The sequence below is a fragment of the Candidatus Njordibacter sp. Uisw_058 genome (assembly GCF_047730065.1).
GTDB lineage: Bacteria > Pseudomonadota > Gammaproteobacteria > Pseudomonadales > Balneatricaceae > Njordibacter.
In genome coordinates this window covers 2,691,341-2,713,001 of the sequence record NZ_CP159829.1, presented here as the reverse complement: position 1 = coordinate 2,713,001, position 21,661 = coordinate 2,691,341, and the positions used below count along the sequence as shown (strand labels likewise).

Below are 21,661 nucleotides of genomic sequence, written 5' to 3'. Positions count from 1 at the left end.
GTATAGCTTTTGGTTACGATGGGGAGCAACCAAGAGCAAATATAACTTAACCGACTAGGTCGAAAAAGCATATGACTAACTATCAGACCAAACAGAGTTTTCGTAGTCTAGCTTTTGGTGGTGGAACACCACTAAAAGCTTTCTTGACAGCTTGTGTTGTAGGTACCATCCTTACCACTATAAACCATGGTGACGCCATTATACACGGCGACTACCCTCACCCACTAAAAGTGGTGCTCACATACACTGTGCCCTTTTGTGTGACAACATGGGGCGCCATTACTGGCAAACTCCAAAAAGTGATAGCCCATGTGCAGGACTTCTTGGACAGTGACAAAATTTTAGAGTTGAGCTTTTTTAACTTTGAAAATGCAATCACTGCAGCTTATTATGCCGATGAAAATTTAAACTTAATCAAAGTTAACCAGAACTTCACAAAATTTTTTCCAGCCTTACATAATCTAGAACAAACTGACTTTATAAAAGTGTTGCAAGAACTAGGCGTTCCTTCTCAACAAATTACAGCATTTAAAACTCAGTTAAATCAGCAAGGAAAAGTATTTATACCCAAAATAGATATTCTAATAAATGGCCAGAAGCGGGCATTTTCTTTGTTATCGACCAAAACAGTTAATGATAGTTTTGGCTTTCTCAATGGAGTGCAGGGTCAGTTTGTAGACATTACTCATAGGTAGAGATCACCTGCCCAAGCCTGTGACTTGGACTTTTCATAATTTGACTCTATTCTGCCTTCAAATATAGTTGTTGTGGCTAAAAAAGATGACTAACACATGCTTTAAATTCAACTCACACACACCGGTTTTTATGTGTTGGTGAGTGGCTTTCATAGTGAGTTCGCATGCACCATTAGGGGCCCTCTATTGGATGAATAAGCTGGGCTAAGATATAATTTTGAAAAAATAAATCACTTATGGATAAGACCTAATGAGTTTGTTTCGAAACGTACCTGAACTCACATTATTAATATTACTTTCTGCAGCCTGTTATTTTGCCATTGCTATTGTTGAGCCTATTGAGGCGAGTGAATTCTTTTCCCTTGGCTCTATCCTCAGCGTCACACTTGCTTCTTTTGTTTTATCTGTCGCCATCGCTATCATAGCCGTCATTGCAGGTATCGGCGGGGGAGTCATTTTTACCCCTATTGTATTAGGCTTTACTTCCTTTGATTCTTTAGTGGTTAGAGCGACAGGTTTAGTTGTGGCTATGTTCAGTGGTTTAATTTCTGGAGCGCCACTACTTAAACAAGGTTTAGTGGACATACGTCTCGTCTATATTTGTGCCCTGCCAACCATAGTCGGTGGTTTATTAGGCGCCCTGATGGCGTTTCAATTTGCATCAACCATGGGGCCAAGCAGTGATGCTGTGGTGCGCATGTTGCTGGGCATATTATTGCTTGGGGTGGCGGTATTATTTATCACAGGAGGTGGTCGTAATGATTATCCCAAGGCCTCTAAACTGAGTGGTCTGGCGCGTTTGTTTTCCCTGGATATGAGCTACTATGAAATGTCTGTAAACACTGAAGTTAAATACAGTGTCAAACGCTTAGGCTTAGCTATTATTTTGTTTGTTGGGGTTGGTTTTATCGGTGGTTTTTTTGGTTTAGGTGGCGGCTGGGCTATGGTGCCAGTACTTAACCTAGTGATGGCGGTACCACTTAAAGCGGCGGTTGCATCTAGCGGTGTGTTGCTCGCTTTGGGCAACGCGGCTGCCATATGGCCCTACATGCTATATGGTGCGATGGTGCCGATTTTAGTGGCTCCTTGGATGTTAGGGCAAGTCATTGGGGGTATTATTGGTGCCCACGTGCTGGCACAAGTTAAGGTCGTGGTGGTTAGACGGCTAATGATTTTCCTACTTTGCTTAACTTCGTTCAAATTAATATATCGAGGTCTACAAGATCTGGATTTCATAGGTGGGATGATATCATGAGTCAAGAATCACTGCGGCAAAGTGGCATTATCTATGGGGTGACTATTTATTGGTTGACCATCGCTGGATGTGTAATGGTGTTGTTGGGTAGTTTGCTGGCCTTGGGTTTTGGCTGGACGGTGATGCCGGTTAACGAACAACTGAGTGTGCTGATGCAAGGTAACGCACTGACACTGAGTCATCGTATTGATTCAGGGGACATGCTTATTCAACTGGGTTTGGGGGTTGCCATCTTTGCCATTGTGCCCGCTATTCTCATCGGTGTGCCGAGGCTTTGGCGCTCAGGCTTCCGCCTTATCGCCCTTTGTGGTTGTGTTAATGTTGTGCTAATCATTGGTGCTTTTGTGGTCTGCTATGTGGGCCTGTAACCGTCTGTGGCATCGGTTATGGCTATTAGCGTTCGTTTTGCCAGAGCCTATTTTACTTATTTGTGACATGAAGAACTGTATCGTTTGGGTACCAATGGTGGGGCAAGGTGCCAGTCTTTTTCAGGGGGTGGTAGTCGACCGAGCTTCCCGATATAACATATAGCACCCCGTTGCAGCGATAATGGCAGCGCCCAGTAACGTAAGCAAGGTTGGCCATTCATCAAATAAAAGCCACCCTAGAAGCAATGCCCAAAGCAAACTAGTATAACGATACGGTGTGACAACGCTCAGTTCGCCAACCCGCATCACCATTACGCTTGAACAATAGCCCACGAAAATAAACACTGCCGACAGCACGATCAAACCCGTTTGATGCAAATCTAAGCGGACCCAACTCTCGCCCATTGTTGCGATAGCTGCAATCACTGTCAGCCCTGCCGCAGACGCAAAGGTGATCATTAAAGAGGGTACTTTTGGAGACATTCGGCGGGTGGATAAATCGCGAAACGTGACGCAGACTACTGCCAAAAGCGCATAAATGGTATAGACATTAAAGCCGCCACTGTCGGGCCTAATAATCAACAACATGCCACAAAAACCAACCAAAATCGCCACCATGCGCCGCTGCCCAATGGGTTCACCCAACAATACAGACCCAGCCAGCGTCACCGTCAAGGGCAGCAATTGTAAAAGAGCGACCACATTCGCCAGTGGCATATTGAACAATGCCGTCAGGAAGAACATGGTTGCCATTATTTCTAACAGTGAGCGCAAAGCGATCCATCGTCGATCTGGCGAGGGCACAGACACACGCCACTGTCCCAGCCACCAAAGTGCCAAGGCAATAAACAGGCTTGATAGAACCCCTCGTAAAACTAACAGCTGGAAAAAAGGAATGGCGCCCTGTGTTGCCTTGATACATGCATCATTGACCGTAAAGGCCAACATGCTGATCATCATCAGCAGAGCTCCACGTGCATTGTCTGTCAAAAGATCCTCCACACTGGGATCACATTTCATTGGCGGTACTAGAATAATACTACATCGGTTTTGTTAGGATGGGTATGGTAAAGCCCACTCGCCAGATGCAACTGGCCCAAAAAGTCCTGACAGTGTCAACTTTCACTATGACATAGGCATTTTGACGATCTTGCCTTGCCGATGCTGCCCATCTGCAGTAACCACCACCTCTTGGCCAAATTCCCAGAAGCCACGCTCAATGAGTGATTGTCCTACATTGGCTTTTAATCGTGGCGACCAAATCCCAGAGGTAATTTGTCCAACCTGTTGCTGCCCCGCCATTACTGGCCATGGGATTGAGCAGGTAGGGCAGGCCTCGCCATCAAAAATAATCCCCCTTATTTTTCGAGCTACGCCATTCCTAGCAATTTTTTCCAACGCCTGACGACCAATATAGTCTATGGAGCCATCAAGTGAGCAGAATTTACCTAAGCCAATCTCTAAAGGATTATTTTCGCGAGTCATTTCATTGCCATAGGAAAACAGGCCACCTTCAATACGTTCAATTAAATTTGGACACCCAGGGGTTATATTAAAGGTTTGTCCCGCGTCCCATATAAGATCCCATAAGTCAGCACCAAGATGCCCACCTTCAAGGTAAATCTCAAAGCCACCTTGCCGAGAAAAGCCTGACCGGGCAATTAACTGATGGGTGCCTTTAAATTCGATCCAACCAAATTTGAAAAATCCAATATCACGCACTTGCTCACCAAATAGTTTGGCAAGTAAGGTTTCTGCCTTTGGGCCTTGGATTGCAAGAGGTGAGACATCGGGCTCACAGATTTGCACATCCATATCCCGGCCTAAAGCTAGCCCCATGGCATAAAGTAAAACATCACTGTCAGCAATGGAGAGCCAAAACTTATCCTCTGCCAACTTGAGCATCACAGGATCGTTAATTAGGCCCGCATCTGCGTCAATAATGGGGACGTAAAAACAGTCACCCACAAGGGCCTGATTAATATCTCTTGGGGTCATCCATTGCACGAGTTTGGCGGCATCAGGGCCTTGAATTTGTACCTGACGTTGGCAAGCTACATCCCATAACTGCACATGTTCGCGCAAATGCCAATAATCTTCTTCCACTGAAGGTTGGAATGCTTTGGGTAATAGCGTGTGATTGACTACTGAAAAGCCTCGCACACCGGCCTGCTCAACTTTACTAGTATAAGGTGTGCGTCGAATACGGCGCGACATATGTAAGCCATCAGTCATTAACAAGACCTCCAAACAGTGTAAGAATGGGGACTCAGAATCACTGGCATATGATAGTGACCTTTTTGATCAGGCATTAAAAAACGCAATACTATTTGTGAAATAGCCCCTGTGACATTTTGTTCACTCCAATATGTGCCTGTTTCAAACACCAGTTCATAGGTTGCCTTAGGATCAATTTGGTCGGGCGTAATCTCTTGCTCAAGACGCCCCCCTTGATCCATAACTGTGGCAAAGATCACTTCGTTAACCTGACCTAAACGACTTAATGTCACTGCAATGCCAGCGGCATGAGTGCCATCGTTACCATTGAGTGTGTGGGATGTAATGACCGCCATTATTCAATCGAAGCCTTTTCACGTTTATCTGAAGTGGCCGCCACAATTGGGCTGATCACACCGCGGCACTTAACATTAATACAGGCCGTTTTGCCACTGGCGATGGCCCGTTGCATCGCTGGGGCAAAGTCCTCCCGCCGAGTTACTAACTCACCATGACCACCCATGCCTTCAAACATGCCATGAAATGGAATATCACGAAAATCAGTAGCGTAGTGCTGTCCATTTTCAAACAGACGTTCTTGCTGCTGGCTAATGCAATCTAGACCCCCGTTATTATCAACAATCACAATAATGGGAACCTTTTCTTGGAAGCAAGCTTCAATGGATAAACCTCCCGATAGGAAAGCGCCATCTCCAGTAATTAAAACTGCATTTTTTTCTGGATGGATGTGTTTGGCTGCAAAAGCAAACGATACGCCCACACCCAATAAACTGTAATTACCAGGGTGTAGAATACCGCCCAGTTTCAAGCCTCGTTTAGCGGCAATATTGACCCCAATTTCATTCCAAAAATGCGTATTTCCACCATCAAAAATCAACCAATCACCATCATTCATGGCCGCTTGAACATCAAGGCCCAATTGCAGTGGGTGCATTTTGCGCCCTTCAGCCAAATCTGTAGCTGATTCGGCAGCAATGTGATCACTCCATTCTTGAACCCATGTTTGACGGCGTTGAACTTGCAGATTAAACCAATCATGCCAGGTTTTTTTGACTGTCGTGAGGGCCTCAAGAAAAGCCCCAGGATCAGATAAAAGTTGCATATCAGCCGCATGATTATAGTCCAATTCTTCATGGCTACCATTGACACAGACTAGCTTAGTATTTTCGGGAATAAAGGGTGGATTGCCAAAATTCATTTGGTTGTCCAAACGACAGCCAACCATCACCACCACATCCGCTTCATGAATCGCTGGCTTTGAAGGATGATATTGATGGAAGTCTGCTAAGCCCATGTAGCATTCAGAAGACTCACCCAAATTTTTAGTATGATAGGGAACGTTGTATACCGGTATCCGTAGTGTATTGCCTGCAGCACTTAATTGCGCCTCAGACCTCGACCACCAGACGCCATGTCCGGCAATAATCAAAGGTCTCTTCGCCTTTTGGATCGTGTCTAATATGGGTGCTAATGCAGATGGATCAGGCCAAGCCCTTGGCACGGGTGTATCGGTTCTGTCGAATGGGCGCTCATTAAGCCCTGCATCCTCTGGGAAAGACGAGAACATGATATCTACTGGTAATGCAAGATGCACGGGCCCAGGATAGCCGGTGGTGGCGGCTTTCCATGCGCGATCAACAAACTCACTAATGCGATGACCGTCAACAATTTGAGCTGAATATTTTGTCAGAGGTGCCGCAATAGCCACATCATCAATTTCTTTAAACCCTCCTGAACCTTGTCGCTTTAAGGTAGAGGAACCGGTCACAAAAATAACGGGAGAGCGTTCACCCCAAGCCTCAAGCATGGCGGGGACAGCATTGGCGAACCCTTCGGGGCCAACAAGGCAGAGGGTCGGCTTACGAGTGATGCGGGCGTGGCCATCGGCCAAATGGCCAGCAACTTGTTCGTGTGGGCAGTTAATCACAGGCATCTGACATTCCATGAAGCCTTCTAATGCAGGGTTACAAAAGCCTCCTGCCAAAGTGAAGGCATGCTCCACACCTTTTTGCTTAAAAGCACGAGCGAGTAGGGCGCCGCCCCGAATTTTTTTCTGTTCGGACATGTCTAAAGATTCCTTTTCATGCAATTAGTTTTTTAAGTGACATTTTTGCTCGACCCTAAGTCTTCCATAAGTAGTTCTGGTGGGCATTTATTGAGCATGCTGGGCGTCACTTCATTAATTTCTGTTAACCCAGTTTGGGCTAGGGTTAGGCTAGTATCCTCACCCAAAGTGCGTATCAGTGCATTAACCCCACGAGCACCCTCGGCGCCCAGAGCAAACATAAATGGGCGGCCTAACATAACAAAATTTGCTCCCATGGCTAGTGCTTTGACCACGTCCTCACCACTGCGCACGCCGCTATCAAAAATCAGTGGATAGTCAGCACCAACAGCTTGGCGAATAAGGGGTAATACATCAATGGCGGCGGGTGCACTGTCGAGTTGCCGTCCACCGTGATTAGACACATAAATGGCATCAGCACCCGCTTGCTGTATGCGCCCTGCATCTGCCGCTGACGTCACACCTTTAACAATTAAATTACCTTTCCAGAGTTCACGCAATCGCTCTAGGAAATCCCAATTGGCTCCTGCTCGACTGGCATTACGATCAAAGGTTTTGTCACCTGTGAGTGGTTTAAAATTAATCGGTTCTGGCACTCCTTGCCATAAAGTGGCTAATGACCAGTGGGGGTGAGTAGCAAAATCCATGAATAGCTTGGGGGTCATTTTAAAGGGCATTTGGAAGCCGTTACGCAAGTCACGCAAGCGCCGTGATACTTGAGGCACATCAACAGTTAATATTAAATTCTCATAGCCCGCTTTGTGAGCACGATCAACCAAGGCTAATGATTCCTCCATAGAACTACCAACATAAAGCTGAAACCAGCTATTCTTCCCAGCCCACAAGCGCATGTTTTCGATGGAACTAGAGGCTGCTGATGATAAGCACACAGGAATGTTGAACGATTGAGCAGCTTCTGCCAAGGCTTGGTCAGCCCCAGGCCAAGCAAGATTGCACATGCCCATGGGCGCTATGCCAAAAGGAAGGTCGTAACTTTGGCCCAAAAATGGTGTCTTTAAGTTGCGTATTTCAACATCTTGCATGACCCTGGGTTGGAGGGTGATTTCGTCAAAGCGGGTGAGGTTTCGAAGTGCTGCAACTTCGCGTCCAGTAGAGCCTTCAATAAAATCAAAAATTAACCGAGGCAGCCTTTGCTTGGCAACCTGCAGAGCATCTTGAGTCGAAAATATTTTCTCACTTTCGCTATTTATATTTTTTTTAATCACAGAAATTTGCTCATGCTGGGGCTCTTATTTTGGGTACTCAATTATAATAACGCGAAGGTTATTGTAATCTCCAATAGCAATAGATCAGCCATTCATTCAGAAATTCTATGAATTAGCCGAGACCATAAAAATGTAGTTTACTTAGCATAGCTCACTACGTGAGCTACACGCTCACTCAGTTGTTGAGCTAAGACCTCAGATAGCTCGATCGCTTGACGTGATAGCTGTTCTCTACCTGAGGTTACAATAGAAATATAATATTTTAGGTCCTGTGCAATAGGACGAAAAACAACGCCTCCCATATTAACGGCTTGCTCAGCCGAAAATGGATCAATAATAGCCAACACACCCGTTTCGCGCACCAATGAAGCGGCCACTGACATATTGGTGGCTGATAAGCGTGAGCAGCCCTGCATCTTATTTGATAATGCACTACTCATAGACATCATGTGGTCTGGAAAGGCACCACCCGAAGTGACAAAAGTTTCACTATTGGCTAATTCCTCTAGGTCTACTGTACCTGCTTGTCCCACCAGTTTGTGGTCTTCGGGCATCAAACAAACATAGGGTGCAGCGGTCTGAAATAGAGTTTCAACACCTTGATAGGGCGGTTGTTGCCCAACGATACCCAAATCAAACTGGTTCATCTGTACCGCATCTAGTATGCCAGGAGTATTGCGTGCATGGATCATAAAACGAATGTCATCATAGCGTTGATATAATTGATTCACTGCCCTTGGTAGTTCAAACGCTGCTATAGATTGAATGGTGCCGATAGAGATAATGCCACCACTAGTCGTGCGTATAGAATCTGCTAACTCTTGTAGTCGTTCAACGCCCACAAACATGCCCTCTACACCCTTGTAAAAGGTGTTGGCCTCAAGTGTTGGAGTGAGGCCACGACCACTGCGTAAAAATAATGGGAAGCCTACAGAGCGCTCAATGTCACCGATCAAACGGCTCACACTGGGTTGTGAAATGTGCATTATTTCTGCAGCTTCAGTAATAGACCCACTGCGCATAGTAGCGCGGAAAGCTTCGAGTTGGCGCAGGTTCAAATGAGCATCTCCTCCAAAATCAATACCCTTATAATAACCAATACTTCTCATTAAACAAGCAAATTATGTATGCAACCCTCTAACTCATTTGTTTTGTGTATATGCTGTGTAGGAAATTGGATTGGTTTGGCCCCACTTATTGGTGTAATTTTGGACCTGTTTAACTTATTTGACCTTAACACTGGGTCTGATACTGATGTTTAGGTTGCTGTCACTAAATACCATAAGGTTTCGGCCAGCCAGCAAAATAACCAGTAAAATAACCAGTAAAATAACCAGTAAAATAACCAGTAAAATAAAATAGGAGTGTGGTTAATGAGAGATGTTGTAATTACGTCTGGAGTCAGAACGGCCATTGGTGATTTTGGTGGTGCTCTATCTGGTATCCCACCCTGTGATTTAGCCATTGCTGTGGCTATTGAAGCGATTGCTCGTGCGGGCGTTGAGGCCCATAGGATAGACCAATCTGTGTTTGGCAACGTTATACACACTGAACCTCGCGACATGTATTTATCAAGGGTTGCTGCCATGGGTGCAGGTATGCCACCAGCATCGACCGCGCTCACGCTCAATCGGCTGTGTGGAAGTGGTTTGCAAGCCGTGGTTACGGGAGCAGAACAAATAATGCTGGGTAATGCTGAGATGGTTCTCGCTGGTGGAGCTGAAAATATGAGCCGAGTAGGGCATATGATCAATGCCGCCCGATTTGGGATTAAAATGGGCGATGTTACCGCCGTTGATATGATGACAGGTGCATTGACTGATCCTTTTGGGCATGGGCACATGGGAGTCACTGCAGAAAACATTGCCACAGCAAGTGGTATTGATCGTGCAGCGCAGGATGCTTTAGCGATGGAGAGTCATCGCCGTGCAGGAGTCGCCATTAATGCAGGGTGGTTCAAGGAACAGATCCTCCCATTAATGGTTAAAAAAGGTCGCCAAGAAGTGGTCTTCGACACAGATGAACACGTGCGCGCTGATATCTCTAGTTTAGACCTGCAAAAACTACGCGCTGCTTTCAAAAAAAATGGATCTGTCACGGCTGGAAATGCCTCAGGCATTAACGACGCTGCAGCTGCACTCACTCTTGCCTCAGAAGACATTGTTAACATTTATGGTCTGCCCAAACTCGCTATTATTCGGGCTACGGTTGTGAGCGGTGTAGCGCCCGAATTAATGGGCATGGGCCCAGTGGCAGCGGTCACGCTGGCCTGCAGTCGTGCTGGGTTAAGGGTGTCTGATATGGCCTGCATAGAATCCAACGAAGCGTTTGCTGCCCAAGCGTGTGCCGTAGCCAGCGAACTGGGCTTTGCAGCCAAGATTACTAATCCCAATGGAGGGGCTATTGCTCTTGGTCATCCTGTGGGGGCATCGGGTGCCATTATTTTGATTAAACTTATTTATGAACTGCGTCGTACAGGTGGCCGTTATGGCTTAGCCACAATGTGTATTGGAGGAGGCCAAGGCATTGCCGTAATCATAGAAAATCCAGAGGCTAAAGTATAAAGATATAACCCCAGCATTGGTCTTCGAGACCTTTAGTTAGACGGCGTGTTTGCCGCTTCTTCTTCTAACCATCGGCACACTGTTTCAACATCTGGGTTTTTCCTCATACCAGGGCGTGTAAGTAAGTGGTAAGTCCGTTTTGGTGTGAGTGTGATATCCATAGGGCATATCAGTCTTCCTTCATCTACCTCGGTTTGAATAAAAGGAAATATACCTAATGCTACCCCATGGCCATCTATAGCAGCTTGCAGGATCACATTAGAGTCTTCGATTGTGGTTTCGTCTATAAAGTTTAGCCCTGGTGACTCTGGAAGCCCTGCTAAGTTTAGCCAATCATCCCATTCGCTGCGATCACTGTGGTGTAAAATAGTGAATCGCAAGAGGTCTATAGGCTTATCAAACCCCCCTTTTTGCTTTGCTAAATGGGGGCTCAAAACTGGCAAATAACGGATGTTTAACAAATGGGTTGATTCCAGTCCTGGCCAATTACCCTCACCCCAATCCACCGCAGCATCAGCATTCATATTTTCTGCGACGGATATACGCGACCCATGATGCAGTACAAGTTCAATATCAGGATGCTGCCGACGAAAGCGATTGAGTCGTGGGATGAGCCAGCGTGACGCAAAAATAGGCCCAGCCTCCAAAGTGACTGTTTTTTTGGCCATAGTTACGTGCGCCTCAATTTCAGCCTTAATATCGCCAAAAGCTCGGTTCACAGTCTGTGCTAAGGAACGGCCAACCTCTGTAAGCACCAATTGGCGAGTTTTACGAATAAATAATTGGCAGCCCCAGTCACGTTCCAGTTTTCTGATCTGGTTACTCACTGTGGTTGGAGTGACGCTGAGTTCTTGGGCTGCTAACTTAAAACTTTGTAGTCTTGCAGCCACTTCAAAGGTTCGTAGAGCAGCTAGGGGAAGACGTCTAAACTGATTATTCAAGTTAAACACCTCATTTATAAATGTTATTAACTTTATCTATATGTTTAAAAAAATCGTTTGTACGGCCTAGATTAATGATTAATTATAAACAGCACAACCCTACACATAATTTTAACTTAGGCTATAGACTCTTAATATGCATGACTCTCTAAAGAAGCTCCGGTTTTCCGTAGTCCCTTTGCCCATCGAAGGTGATCGGCCCGTTGAACTGGCAAGAAGCATTTCTATTCACCCACTGACTTATCAAGAATTACCCTATAACCCTGAGTATTCGCTCTATGCTGGGCGCTTAAATCCTGAAAAACTCACCAACGCAACACCAGATGAAATGTACTGGAAAGTCCGACAAGAGCTAACTTTTCGTCATACGGGTGAATACCCTTATGAAATATCAGGGCCAGATGCGCTCAAACTGCTACAGCGTATTTTTCCCCGCGATGTGTCTAAGGTTAACAAAGGGCGTTGTTCATACCAATTTGCCTGTTACCACGATGGTGGCATTATTACAGATGGCGTGCTGCTTCGGGTTGAAGACGATAAATATTGGTTCGCCCAAGCTGATGGTGACTTATTTAACTGGTATAAAGCCCATTCTGAAGGCCTTGATGTGACCATAAGTGACCCTGATGTATGGGTTAGTCAGGTTGCCGGCCCACGATCGATGGAACTGTTGGAACAGTTAATTGATGGCCCCATGCCACAATGGCGTTATTTTGATTGGATCGAAGTCACTATCGCAGGTGAGCAGGTGCTGATTAGTCGGACAGGCTTTACCAACGAACTTGGCTGGGAGGTTTATTTCCGTCCTCAAAATAACAGTGAAATGCTGGGTGACTTGATCCTTGAAGAAGGCAGCAAAATGGGCATGATCCTAACGGCTACACCCGGCAACAGGTGCAGAAGGATTGAGGCAGGTTTACTGTCTGCGGGTCAGGACTTCACTAACAATACGACCCCATTTGTGGTCGGATTGGGCCGCTTTATAGATTTTGAAAAAGGTGATTTTATTGGCCGCAAGGCACTAATGACGGCGGGTAAGGAAAACCAAAGTTGGGGTATTCGAGTGGAAGGTGGAACTGCAGTTCGTGGTGACACCCTTGAATATAAAGGACAGCCCATTGGCCGAGTCACTTCCAGTACATGGTCTCCGTATCAGGTCTGTGGTGTGGGTATTGTGCTACTTAACGATGCTGACTTTAGCCCAGGTTCTGTAGTGGACGTACAATGCTCAGATGGCCAAGTACATCAAGCCCAGCTTTGCACTTTACCGATGTATGATCCCCAAGGGGAAGTTGTTCGGGGCACCAACTCAACGATTCCGGCAGGCCCAGAACCATGGGCTGGGATATCTGCAATGACGGCTATTGGGTCTAAAACTGAAAACGCTTAGGTTGATTAAAATGACTGCTGAAAAAAGTAAAAATAATAAAGCCCCATTAGATAAATTACGCGTATTAGATATTGCTACATTTATCGCCGCCCCTTTTTGTGGCGTTATTCTTGCTGATTTTGGAGCAGAGGTCTTAAAGATAGAAAAACCTGGCGAAGGCGATCCCTTACGAAAGTTTGGCACCCCAGTAGAGCCTGAACAGGATACTTTTGTCTGGTTGACAGAGGCGCGCAACAAAAAATCAGTTACCCTTGACCTACGCACACCTAAAGGCGTTGAATTATTCAAAGGCTTGGTTAGTCAGTCTGATATTGTGCTGGAAAACTTTAGACCAGGTACGCTGGAAAAATGGGGCATTGGATATGACGTGCTGAGTCAAATCAACCCTGGCTTGATTATGTTAAGGGTGAGTGGATACGGGCAGGATGGGCCCTATAGTAGTCGGCCTGGTTTTGCTCGTGCAGCGCATGCCTTTGCTGGTTTAGCCTATTTATGTGGTGAACCTGGGCAAATGCCAGTAATGCCTGGGTCTACATCATTGGCTGATTATGTATCGGGAATGTGGGGTACGATTGGCATTATGATGGCTCTCGAATCACGCCGTCATTCAGGTAAGGGTCAGGTCGTTGATATTGCCCTATATGAGTCCGTATTTCGCTTGATGGATGAAATGTTGCCTGTCTATGAGCGTACTGGATTTGTGCGAGAGCGCATGGGAGCAGAGACGGTTAATGCAGTCCCTCATAGCCACTATCAAACTAGGGACCAAAAGTATGTTGCATTGGCTTGTTCAAGTGACAAAATGTTTGAGCGCATGTGCCACATTATGGGTTGTCCAGAAAATGCCATGCCCGATACCTATGGCAAAGTTTCAGCCAGAGAAGAGAACAGGCCATTGATCAATAAGATTGTGCAAGACTGGTTTATTACGTTAGATGCAAGTGACGCTATTACAAACTGCCAACAAGGAGGCGTTCCCTGCGCTGCACTATTTAGTATTGAGGACATCTACAATGACCCTCATTATCAGGCACGAGGAAACTTTGAGGTTTTTAATGACCCACGCTTTAACGCAGTGACGGTGCCTACCGCATTGCCTCGACTGAGTGATACCCCAGCAGTTTTAAAAAACTTAGGTCCGGCTTTAGGAGACGCCACTGATAGCGTTTATAAATCCCTTCTGAATTTGACTGACGCAGAAGTTCAGAAATTAAAACAAGAAAGAGTAATTTAGTCGGCTGCAACCTAAATGGGCAAACCGGTTATGGATTCAAGTGCTCATTATTGACCATATAAAACAGAGATAATCTAATGAAAAATATTTGCCCAACCCGATTAAGGCGCTGCCAATTAGCCATTCCAGGTAGTTCTGTGTCCATGATGGCTAAGGGTTCTCAGCTCGATGTAGACTACATTTTTTTCGACCTTGAAGATGCTGTTGCGCCGAGTGAAAAAAAAGCATCTCGGAGTAAAGTTGTTGAAGCCCTAAATACACTAAACTTTGGGCGTACTACTCGCAGTGTGCGAATTAATGACCCAGCAAGCCCATACTGTTATGGAGACATCATCGAACTAGTCACCGGCGCAGGTGATAATCTTGATGTGATCATGGTGCCAAAGGTTCTGGACGCAGCAGATGTTCTGTTTGTTGATAAATTATTGTCGCAATTGGAATTAGACTTAGGGCTTGACCGTAAAATAGGTATTGAATGCCTGATTGAAGATGTTGAAGCGATGAGCAATATTGACTCTATTGCAGCTTCAACATCGAGGCTAGAAGCGCTGATACTTGGAGTTGGGGATTTTTCTGCCAGTCAGGGTATTCCCATGGAATCGATCGAAGGGACCATTGATTACCCGGGAGATATATGGCACTACCATCGCAATCAATTGGTGATCGCTTGTAAAACCCATGGCCTTACCCCTGTAGATGGGCCTTTTGTTGATTTTAATCAACCAGACCTTTATCGCATCGAGTGTCGCCGAGCTATGCAGTTGGGGTTAGCTGGTAAGTGGGCGATTCACCCCTCACAGATTGAGCATGCACAGGATATTTTTTCCCCTTCAAAAGAGGCTGTAACTGCCGCTCGTGAAATGAAGATAACCTACGATGAAGCTTTGGCTCAAGGTATTGGTGCTGTTCAGTATAAGGGTAAATTAATTGATGCTGCCTCCATCCGCATGGTTCAAAACATTATCGATCAAGCTGATTTGATCGGTATGTAAATCATCTGCCATTGATTGAACTTACTCGATGAGTGGGATTCTTGTGGAGATACTTTCGCGGCCTCGTTTTTCTACTGCATAAGCGCCCAATGCTTCTCGCGCTGTGTAAAACCTTGGCGGCTGGCCTGATCGAGTCAATACTGCAACTCCATCATCAATGGCAATTCCGTTGGGTAGGGTGCCATTGCTGATCTGTTGCTGAAAAGCCATCTGACGTTCGGGTTCAGATGAGTAGTGTGGACAGCAACTGCCGGCTATAAGCCCAATTCCCGGGAGTGGTTCGAGTCCATTTCCTGCTGCATCAGACAAAGCAAATTCATACCAGCATACTGCACCAGCACTGACACCAGCAAGGATAGTTCCAGAATTTGCTGCTGTTGCTAATACGTGATCGAGTTGGTTTTTGCGAAAGTAACTGAGTAAATGTTGAGTGTCTCCGCCCCCTACGTAAATAATATCTTGTTGGCTCACCCAGTCTTTCGCTGTCTGTATTGAAGCGCTCTGGAGCAGATGGCTGGGCGATTGAGTCGAGCCTAAAAAACGTTGATAAAAAAGGTCTATACGACTGGGGCTGTCATGGCTTGCAGCACCAATAAAGCCGATGTTTGGGTGCTTAACTGGGCTCTGGGCAAGGATAAAATCTTCTAGGTCGGGATCTGTTTCATGGGTAAATCCGCCACCACCTATAGCAATAATTGTAAATTCGGTTTGTGCAGTATTCATGGTTACCTTGCCAGCGCCATTGGATGCTTGCTATTGATATTGCGAGCACATATGGGCGCATTAATAAAAAGTTGACCTCAACTGTTTTAAGCTAAATTACTTTTAAGGTCAAATCTAATTGATGTGCTTATAGATTAATAAATTAACATCCATAAGCGCGATAAATATCGCTTGTATAGGGCAATGTCTCCTGCGAATATTCTTTTTAGAAGTGTAACAAATACCATTTCCATTGAAGCCTAATATTTACATACATAGGTTTTTTGTATGAATGGCTGAACTATTTCTATTAGAGCCAGCAAGAAATTTCGAGTTATCATGATTTCAATAAAAAAAGGATTGCACTGAAAAATTCATAAAAATAAATGCCGTGCAGATACACATCAGTATTCTCTAACGGTCGATTTAAAAGTAAACCAACGAGGAGTAAATAGAATGATAAAAATTAAATGCTGTTCAGCTTTGCTACTGGCAGTTTTTGCTAGCAGCGTCATGGCCGCACCCAGTGGCACCTTTCGACAGGCACATGAATTAGGGTTTGGTAGCTCATCGAGCTTAGACCCCATCTCAAAAGGTCGGGTCTTCCAAATTACTGAAAAGATTATGAGTCGCCTGATCCGTCCGGGCTTAGACGGTAAGCCACAAGCCGATCTCGCAACCAGCTGGAGCGCAAATAGCGACGCCACAGTATGGACATTTAAACTACGCAGTGGTGTGACGTTTCATGATGGCAGTAGCTTTGAAGCAGCAGACGTTATTTACTCTTTAGGACGTGTGCTTGACCCTGAATCAGGCAGTCCTGCTAGATCAGCGGTAAAGATGATTGACAAAGTTGAGGCTGTCGATCCCATGACCGTAAAAATCTCGCTATCAACTCCGTTTGCTGATATGCCATTGCAGCTGATGGACTATCGGTTACGCATGTTGCCAGAAGGCTCAGGTGACACTATAGCCACTACAGGCATAGGAACAGGGCCCTTCAAAGTTGAAAAATTTGATGCAGAGGGTACCACTGTACTTGTGGCCAATGCAGATTACTGGGAAGGGTCTCCCGGCGTAGCTCGAATGGAGGTTATTGGTATCTCTGATGGGCAAGCACGTCTGCAGGCATTGCTTGGTGGTCAGATTGACATGGAACGTGGCATCACAGGTCAACAAAAGGTGATGTTAAGTGGCAGTAGCAAGTTTAAGCTGCAAGAAATACCAACAGGCAACTGGCGCGGTTTCGTTTTTCGCACGGATGTAAAACCCTTTACTGATCAACGGGTTCGCAAGGCCGTGCGTCTTGCAGCAGATCGTGAAGCGCTTGTAGCGCTGGTTCTGGGTGGCGGTGGTATTGTTGCCTGTGACACTCCAGTAGAGCCCAATGATCAATATCGGGCTAATATAAGTTGCCCTCAGGACATAGCCTTGGCTAAAAAACTCTTAGCTGATGCAGGCTTCCCTAATGGCATTGATATTGATGTTCATGTAGCAACCTTAGAGCCAAGCTGGCCAACGTTGGCTGAAGCTTACCAGCAACAGGCCTCCAAAGCCGGCATTCGGGTCAACATTGTGCAAGTGCCCACAGATGGTTACTGGAAGGAAGTTTGGATGAAAAAAGATGTTGCAGCCACGCGTTGGAATGAACGTCCTGCTGATCAGGCTCTGCATGAAATTTATCTAAGTACTGCCAAGTGGAATGAATCTTATTTTAAGGATGCTGGCTTTGATGACCTACTAGCCTCAGCTCGCCGTCAGCTTGATTTCAACAAGCGAAAGGCGCTTTATGTGCAAGCACAGGAACACTTGTGGGAGAATACGGGTACTTTTATCCCTTATACGGTCACTAAAGTAGTGGGTACTACTTCTCGTGTTAGCAACCTTGACGAAGTAAAGAATGATGCCGTACGTTGGCACAAGATCACAGTAGACTAGTTCTACTGCATAAACTAGATAACCTGGGGCAGTCTCTGCCTCGGGTTATTTTTGGTTTAGCCTTTCCTGTTAAAAATTAAAAACACGAGAACCCTCAGATGCTATCAATTTTGTTACGTAGGCTATCCCTTGGTTTCATCACAGTGGCTCTAGTCTCGATTATTATTTTTACTGGCGTCGAATTTTTGCCGGGAGATGCCTGTACCGCATTTCTTGAGCGCGAAGCACAGGGTAAACTACTAGAAAACTGTCGCAGAGACCTTGATCTGAACCGTCCTGCGATCGATCGCTATGTAGATTGGGCCTCAAGTGCCATGGTGGGTGATCTTGGAGTTTCCGTCAATGGCCAGCAAAGCATTGCCGAATTAGTCGGTAACCGCATGAACAATTCCCTATTGTTAGCCTTTTGCGCACTATTAGTGGGTGTGCCTCTGGCTATTTTTTTGGGTGTTATAACCGCTTTATGGCGCGACAAGCCCATAGACTTAGTCTTTTCTACGGCCGCTATATTTGCCATGACCATTCCGGAATTTGTGTCTTCCACTGTTCTAATACTTGTTTTTAGTGCCTGGTTGGGGTGGCTGCCTGGGATTGTACTGACCTCTGCCAATGCTTCAGCTGCAGAGTTTTTTCCAGAAATTATTTTGCCTGTAATCGTGGTAGCGATGGTTATGACAGCCCATATTCTGCGTATGGTGCGTACCTCAGTCATTGATGTGCTTGCCAGTGATTATGTGCGCATGGCGACACTTAAAGGCGTGCCTTATTGGCAGATTGTATTCCAGCATGTGCTTCCCAATGCCCTATTGCCTGCCATTAACGTGGTGGCCCTTACAATAGCTTGGTTGCTTGGTGGTGTTGTGGTTATCGAGGTAGTGTTTAACTACCCGGGACTGGGTCGAATGATGATTGACTCCATTTCTGATCGAGACCTACCCGTAGTGCAGGCCATTGCGCTGATCTTAGCCACAGTTTATGTTAGCGTAAATCTGACAGCTGATCTTTTGACAATGATCGCTAACCCGCGTCTTAGAACGCTGCATATGAGAAAGTAATGCCTACAACTTTAGCAGTACCTGTCATTAAAAACCGCAACCAGAACAGGCTCTTTAAAGTGCTATCTGATGTCATGTCACGACCTTCAGGGGCGATTGGATTGTCACTGGTCGTATTTCACCTTGTGTTGGCGGTGATTAGTCCATTTATAGTGCCCTTTGATTATCGTGAGATTAGTGCAATGTTGATGCTCAAAGACCCGAGTTTGGAATATTGGTTTGGTAATGATCATTTGGGGCGGGATATTTTTTCACGCACCCTGCTTGGTGGTCGGGAGGCGATTCTCGTGACGGGCATTGCTACACCCATTGCCGTGTTGTGGGGGTCATTTTTAGGCATCTTCTTTGGTCTTGTGGGTGGCCGCGTTGATGAATTTTCGATGCGCATCGTGGATGCATTTTTATCCTTACCATGGATTCTTAAAATGCTAGTACTCATTGTGACCTTTGGCACAGGTATTGGTGTGTTGATACCGACACTGGCCTTTTTCTATGGCATCCCAGTAATCCGTATAGCACGTGCAGCCACCCATGACGTTGTTGCCCGCGACTTTATATCTGCTGCTAAGGCAAGAGGCCATGGGCGAATTGCCATCATCCGACACGAACTGCTGCCCAACGTTTTAGATACCTTAATGGTGGAGGGGGCAATGCGCTGGTCTTGGATGTTGCTGGCATTTTCATCACTTTCCTTTCTTGGTTTTGGGGCATCGCCACCCACACCCGACTGGGGCTTGATGATTGCTGATGCCCGTGGGTTTATGTCATTCGCACCTTGGGGTGTTCTGGCCCCTGTAGTTTTCCTCAGTTCACTAATTATTGGCATTAACCTCACAGCAGATGCCCTCGCCAAAGCACTTGGCATTGACCGCATTCAGAAGGCACCAGTATGAATCTAGATAATAAACCTCTAATGGAGATTTGTGACCTCAGTATTGGGTTTTCCAACGAGCAAAAGCAGGTACTGCCTATACTTCGTAATATAGATTTAACCGTCAGAGCTGGTGAAACTGTAGGTTTGGTGGGTGAAAGTGGCTCAGGCAAGAGTACCCTAGCATTGGCCATGATGGGATATTTAGGTAATCCTCTGAAAGTGCTTAATGGCTCCACTTCATTTCGCCAGCAATCCACCTTTGATCTTTCAGTGCGAGAATTAGAGCAGATTAGGGGTGGCCAACTTGCCCTCATTCCTCAAAATGCGGGCCAAGCACTGACCCCAACACAGCGAATTGGTAGGCAAATTTCTGAGGCCTTGAAATTGCATAGTAAGTTCACGGAGACACAACGACCTGAGCGCGTTATAGAACTTTTAACTCAAGTTCGACTGCCAGATCCAGCCACTCTAGTGGATCGTTATCCCCACGAACTTTCTGGTGGCCAGCAACAACGTGTGGCCGTCGCAATGGCGCTAGCAGGTGAGCCTGATGCACTTTTATTAGACGAACCGACCACTGGACTCGACGTGACTACTCAAGCCCATGTATTAGAACTACTGCGCGATCTGGCGCAAGAAACTGGCACTGCAATGGTGTATGTAAGTCATGATTTGGGAGCCATAGCTCGTGTCTGTGAGCGTGTTGTGGTTATGTATGCAGGAGAAATTGTGCTTGATGGTAGTGTTCGACAGGTCTTGCTCAAGCCTGTTCATCCCTATGCTCGAAGCCTACTCGCGTCGATTCCAAAACTTCGTGAGGCGAGTTTGCCAGCGGCACTTGATGGTCGGCCTCCAGCTCCAGGCGATGTTGGTAATGGTTGTGCTTTTGCTGCACGCTGCGCCATGGTGGAAGATCGTTGCACCCATGAAAGGCCGAGCTTACAGGTCACCAAGTCTGGTGAGCGCGTGCGTTGCCATTTATTTGAAAAAGTGGAACAGCTTGCGGCGCCGGGGCCTGGAACAGCTGTCGAGCGTTCATCACTTAAACAGGCTCCTGAAGTATTGGCACTGGATAATATTGCCATTAGCTATACCTCTCGTGGTCTTTTGGATCAAATCCTCGGCCGTCAGCCTAATGATACACCGACCGTCGATGATATATCCCTTGTCATCCGTAAGGGTGAAACCATTGGCTTAGTGGGTGAATCGGGTAGTGGAAAATCGACTATCTTGAAGGCCATTGCGGGCCTAATCCCCGCACGCCATGGCAATATTACCTACAATGGCAATGAGTTACTCAAGGCGAGTATCGACCAGCGTGACAAAAATCAGTTACGTCGCATTCAGCTAATATTCCAAAACCCTGACGATTCTTTAAATCCTCGTCAGACTGTGGCAGAAATACTGGCACAACCTCTGCGACTTTATTTTGGACTATCAAACCAAGAGTTGCACGATCGCAGTGTAGAGATACTCGAACGTGTGCGTCTAGGTGGCCATTACCTTGAGCGCCTTCCTAGCCAATTATCAGGTGGTGAAAAACAACGTGTGGCAGTGGCTAGAGCATTTATAGCAGAGCCCGAATTAGTCCTATGTGATGAAGTGACTTCTGCGCTTGATGTTTCGGTGCAGGCGGCAGTATTGGGATTACTCAACCGCTTGCAACGAGAATTTGGCACAACCTATATTTTTGTATCCCATGACCTTGCAGTTGTTAGAGCACTAGCTGACCGGGTGGCCCTTTTATATCAGGGACGACTTTGTGAAATAGGGCCTGTCGCAGACGTTTATTCGCTGCCTTCTCATCCTTACACTGAGGTTTTGTTGGGAGCTGTTCTCGAACCCCATCCAGATTCCGTTCCTGTTCTTTCAGCTGATGATATTGTCGAATTGTCACCCATGCCGATAGGTTGTCCATTTCAGCGTCGTTGCCCGCGTCGTTTGGGGGAAATATGTGATACGCAGACACCTCCATGGCAACAAGTGAGCTCAGAACATTTAATCCGCTGTCACATTCCACACAGTGACCTGCAAAAAATACAAACTCAACAAGTCAGTTAATGGCTTATTAAAGTTGTTGGTCAGGCATTGTTGTATAGCAAGATAATTTGATAAGAGGCTATT

The 21,661-nt window shown here is 46.1% G+C and carries 19 protein-coding genes; 11 read left to right on the top strand and 8 right to left on the bottom strand.

Translation table 11 applies throughout. The features are described 5' to 3' along the window. Positions 1–71 precede the first annotated feature (71 nt). From nrtS to ABXT59_RS12755, 3 genes are all read left to right on the top strand, one after another. A complete protein-coding gene (gene nrtS, locus ABXT59_RS12765) occupies positions 72–695 on the top strand; it encodes a nitrate/nitrite transporter NrtS (protein WP_443636542.1) in 624 nt (207 codons plus the stop codon). Between the two features lie 250 nt (positions 696–945). Continuing rightward, complete coding sequence (locus ABXT59_RS12760; RefSeq protein WP_443636541.1) at positions 946–1,950, top strand: sulfite exporter TauE/SafE family protein; 1,005 nt, start codon at positions 946–948, stop codon at positions 1,948–1,950. After that, positions 1,947–2,318 (top strand): hypothetical protein, encoded by a 372-nt coding sequence (locus ABXT59_RS12755; protein WP_443636540.1) that lies wholly within the window; start codon positions 1,947–1,949, stop codon positions 2,316–2,318. Before ABXT59_RS12760 ends, ABXT59_RS12755 begins: the two co-directional genes overlap by 4 nt. Before the next feature lie 120 nt (positions 2,319–2,438). On the opposite strand, the gene ABXT59_RS12750 is transcribed toward ABXT59_RS12755, so the two are convergent. The 6 genes from ABXT59_RS12750 to ABXT59_RS12725 form a co-directional block, all read right to left on the bottom strand. After that, the gene (locus ABXT59_RS12750) at positions 2,439–3,308 is read right to left on the bottom strand and encodes a DMT family transporter (RefSeq protein WP_443636539.1); all 870 of its coding nucleotides are present in this window, start codon (positions 3,306–3,308) and stop codon (positions 2,439–2,441) included. A 135-nt stretch (positions 3,309–3,443) separates the two neighbouring features. Beyond that, the gene (locus ABXT59_RS12745; RefSeq protein ID WP_443636537.1) at positions 3,444–4,553 is read right to left on the bottom strand and encodes a dimethylsulfoniopropionate demethylase; all 1,110 of its coding nucleotides are present in this window, start codon (positions 4,551–4,553) and stop codon (positions 3,444–3,446) included. After that, positions 4,553–4,891 carry a hydroxyisourate hydrolase gene (locus tag ABXT59_RS12740; RefSeq protein WP_443636535.1) on the bottom strand — a complete coding sequence of 113 codons (339 nt, stop codon included), beginning with the start codon at positions 4,889–4,891 and terminating at the stop codon, positions 4,553–4,555. The genes ABXT59_RS12745 and ABXT59_RS12740 overlap by 1 nt, the downstream gene beginning before the upstream one ends. Then, positions 4,891–6,621: a thiamine pyrophosphate-binding protein gene (locus ABXT59_RS12735; RefSeq protein ID WP_443636534.1), complete on the bottom strand. Its 1,731-nt coding sequence runs from the start codon at positions 6,619–6,621 to the stop codon at positions 4,891–4,893. The genes ABXT59_RS12740 and ABXT59_RS12735 overlap by 1 nt, the downstream gene beginning before the upstream one ends. Before the next feature lie 32 nt (positions 6,622–6,653). Next, on the bottom strand, positions 6,654–7,847 hold the full coding sequence (locus tag ABXT59_RS12730; RefSeq protein WP_443636532.1) for an alpha-hydroxy acid oxidase: 1,194 nt from the start codon (positions 7,845–7,847) through the stop codon (positions 6,654–6,656). Between the two features lie 137 nt (positions 7,848–7,984). Next, entirely contained in the window at positions 7,985–8,956 is a 972-nt protein-coding gene (locus ABXT59_RS12725) for a LysR family transcriptional regulator (protein WP_443636530.1), read from the bottom strand. Between the two features lie 264 nt (positions 8,957–9,220). Here ABXT59_RS12725 and ABXT59_RS12720 point away from each other — a divergent pair, with 264 nt between their 5' ends. Beyond that, positions 9,221–10,411 (top strand): acetyl-CoA C-acyltransferase, encoded by a 1,191-nt coding sequence (locus ABXT59_RS12720; RefSeq protein ID WP_443636528.1) that lies wholly within the window; start codon positions 9,221–9,223, stop codon positions 10,409–10,411. A gap of 32 nt (positions 10,412–10,443) precedes the next feature. Here ABXT59_RS12720 and ABXT59_RS12715 read toward each other — a convergent pair whose 3' ends face one another. Next, the gene (locus ABXT59_RS12715) at positions 10,444–11,352 is read right to left on the bottom strand and encodes a LysR substrate-binding domain-containing protein (RefSeq protein ID WP_443636527.1); all 909 of its coding nucleotides are present in this window, start codon (positions 11,350–11,352) and stop codon (positions 10,444–10,446) included. Positions 11,353–11,488: 136 nt separating this feature from the next. Between ABXT59_RS12715 and ABXT59_RS12710 the strand changes: the two genes are divergently transcribed. The 3 genes from ABXT59_RS12710 to ABXT59_RS12700 all read left to right on the top strand — a co-directional run bounded on the left by ABXT59_RS12710 (position 11,489) and on the right by ABXT59_RS12700 (position 14,968). Next, positions 11,489–12,742, top strand: a complete 1,254-nt coding sequence (locus tag ABXT59_RS12710) for an aminomethyltransferase family protein (RefSeq protein WP_443636525.1) — start codon at positions 11,489–11,491, stop codon at positions 12,740–12,742. Positions 12,743–12,752: 10 nt separating this feature from the next. After that, positions 12,753–13,976: a CaiB/BaiF CoA transferase family protein gene (locus ABXT59_RS12705; protein ID WP_443636524.1), complete on the top strand. Its 1,224-nt coding sequence runs from the start codon at positions 12,753–12,755 to the stop codon at positions 13,974–13,976. 77 nt (positions 13,977–14,053) lie between these two features. Continuing rightward, on the top strand, positions 14,054–14,968 hold the full coding sequence (locus ABXT59_RS12700) for an HpcH/HpaI aldolase/citrate lyase family protein (RefSeq protein ID WP_443636523.1): 915 nt from the start codon (positions 14,054–14,056) through the stop codon (positions 14,966–14,968). Between the two features lie 21 nt (positions 14,969–14,989). Here the strand turns inward: ABXT59_RS12700 and ABXT59_RS12695 are convergent, their stop codons facing one another. Beyond that, positions 14,990–15,691 carry a Type 1 glutamine amidotransferase-like domain-containing protein gene (locus tag ABXT59_RS12695; protein WP_443636522.1) on the bottom strand — a complete coding sequence of 234 codons (702 nt, stop codon included), beginning with the start codon at positions 15,689–15,691 and terminating at the stop codon, positions 14,990–14,992. 435 nt (positions 15,692–16,126) lie between these two features. On the opposite strand from ABXT59_RS12695, the gene ABXT59_RS12690 reads away from it, so the two are divergent. The 4 genes from ABXT59_RS12690 to ABXT59_RS12675 all read left to right on the top strand — a co-directional run bounded on the left by ABXT59_RS12690 (position 16,127) and on the right by ABXT59_RS12675 (position 21,598). Further along, complete coding sequence (locus tag ABXT59_RS12690; RefSeq protein WP_443636521.1) at positions 16,127–17,608, top strand: ABC transporter substrate-binding protein; 1,482 nt, start codon at positions 16,127–16,129, stop codon at positions 17,606–17,608. Positions 17,609–17,706: 98 nt separating this feature from the next. Further along, the gene (locus ABXT59_RS12685) at positions 17,707–18,663 is read left to right on the top strand and encodes an ABC transporter permease (RefSeq protein WP_443636520.1); all 957 of its coding nucleotides are present in this window, start codon (positions 17,707–17,709) and stop codon (positions 18,661–18,663) included. Further along, positions 18,663–19,556, top strand: a complete 894-nt coding sequence (locus ABXT59_RS12680; RefSeq protein WP_443636519.1) for an ABC transporter permease — start codon at positions 18,663–18,665, stop codon at positions 19,554–19,556. The genes ABXT59_RS12685 and ABXT59_RS12680 overlap by 1 nt, the downstream gene beginning before the upstream one ends. After that, the gene (locus ABXT59_RS12675) at positions 19,553–21,598 is read left to right on the top strand and encodes a dipeptide ABC transporter ATP-binding protein (RefSeq protein WP_443636517.1); all 2,046 of its coding nucleotides are present in this window, start codon (positions 19,553–19,555) and stop codon (positions 21,596–21,598) included. The genes ABXT59_RS12680 and ABXT59_RS12675 overlap by 4 nt, the downstream gene beginning before the upstream one ends. Positions 21,599–21,661: the final 63 nt, after the last annotated feature.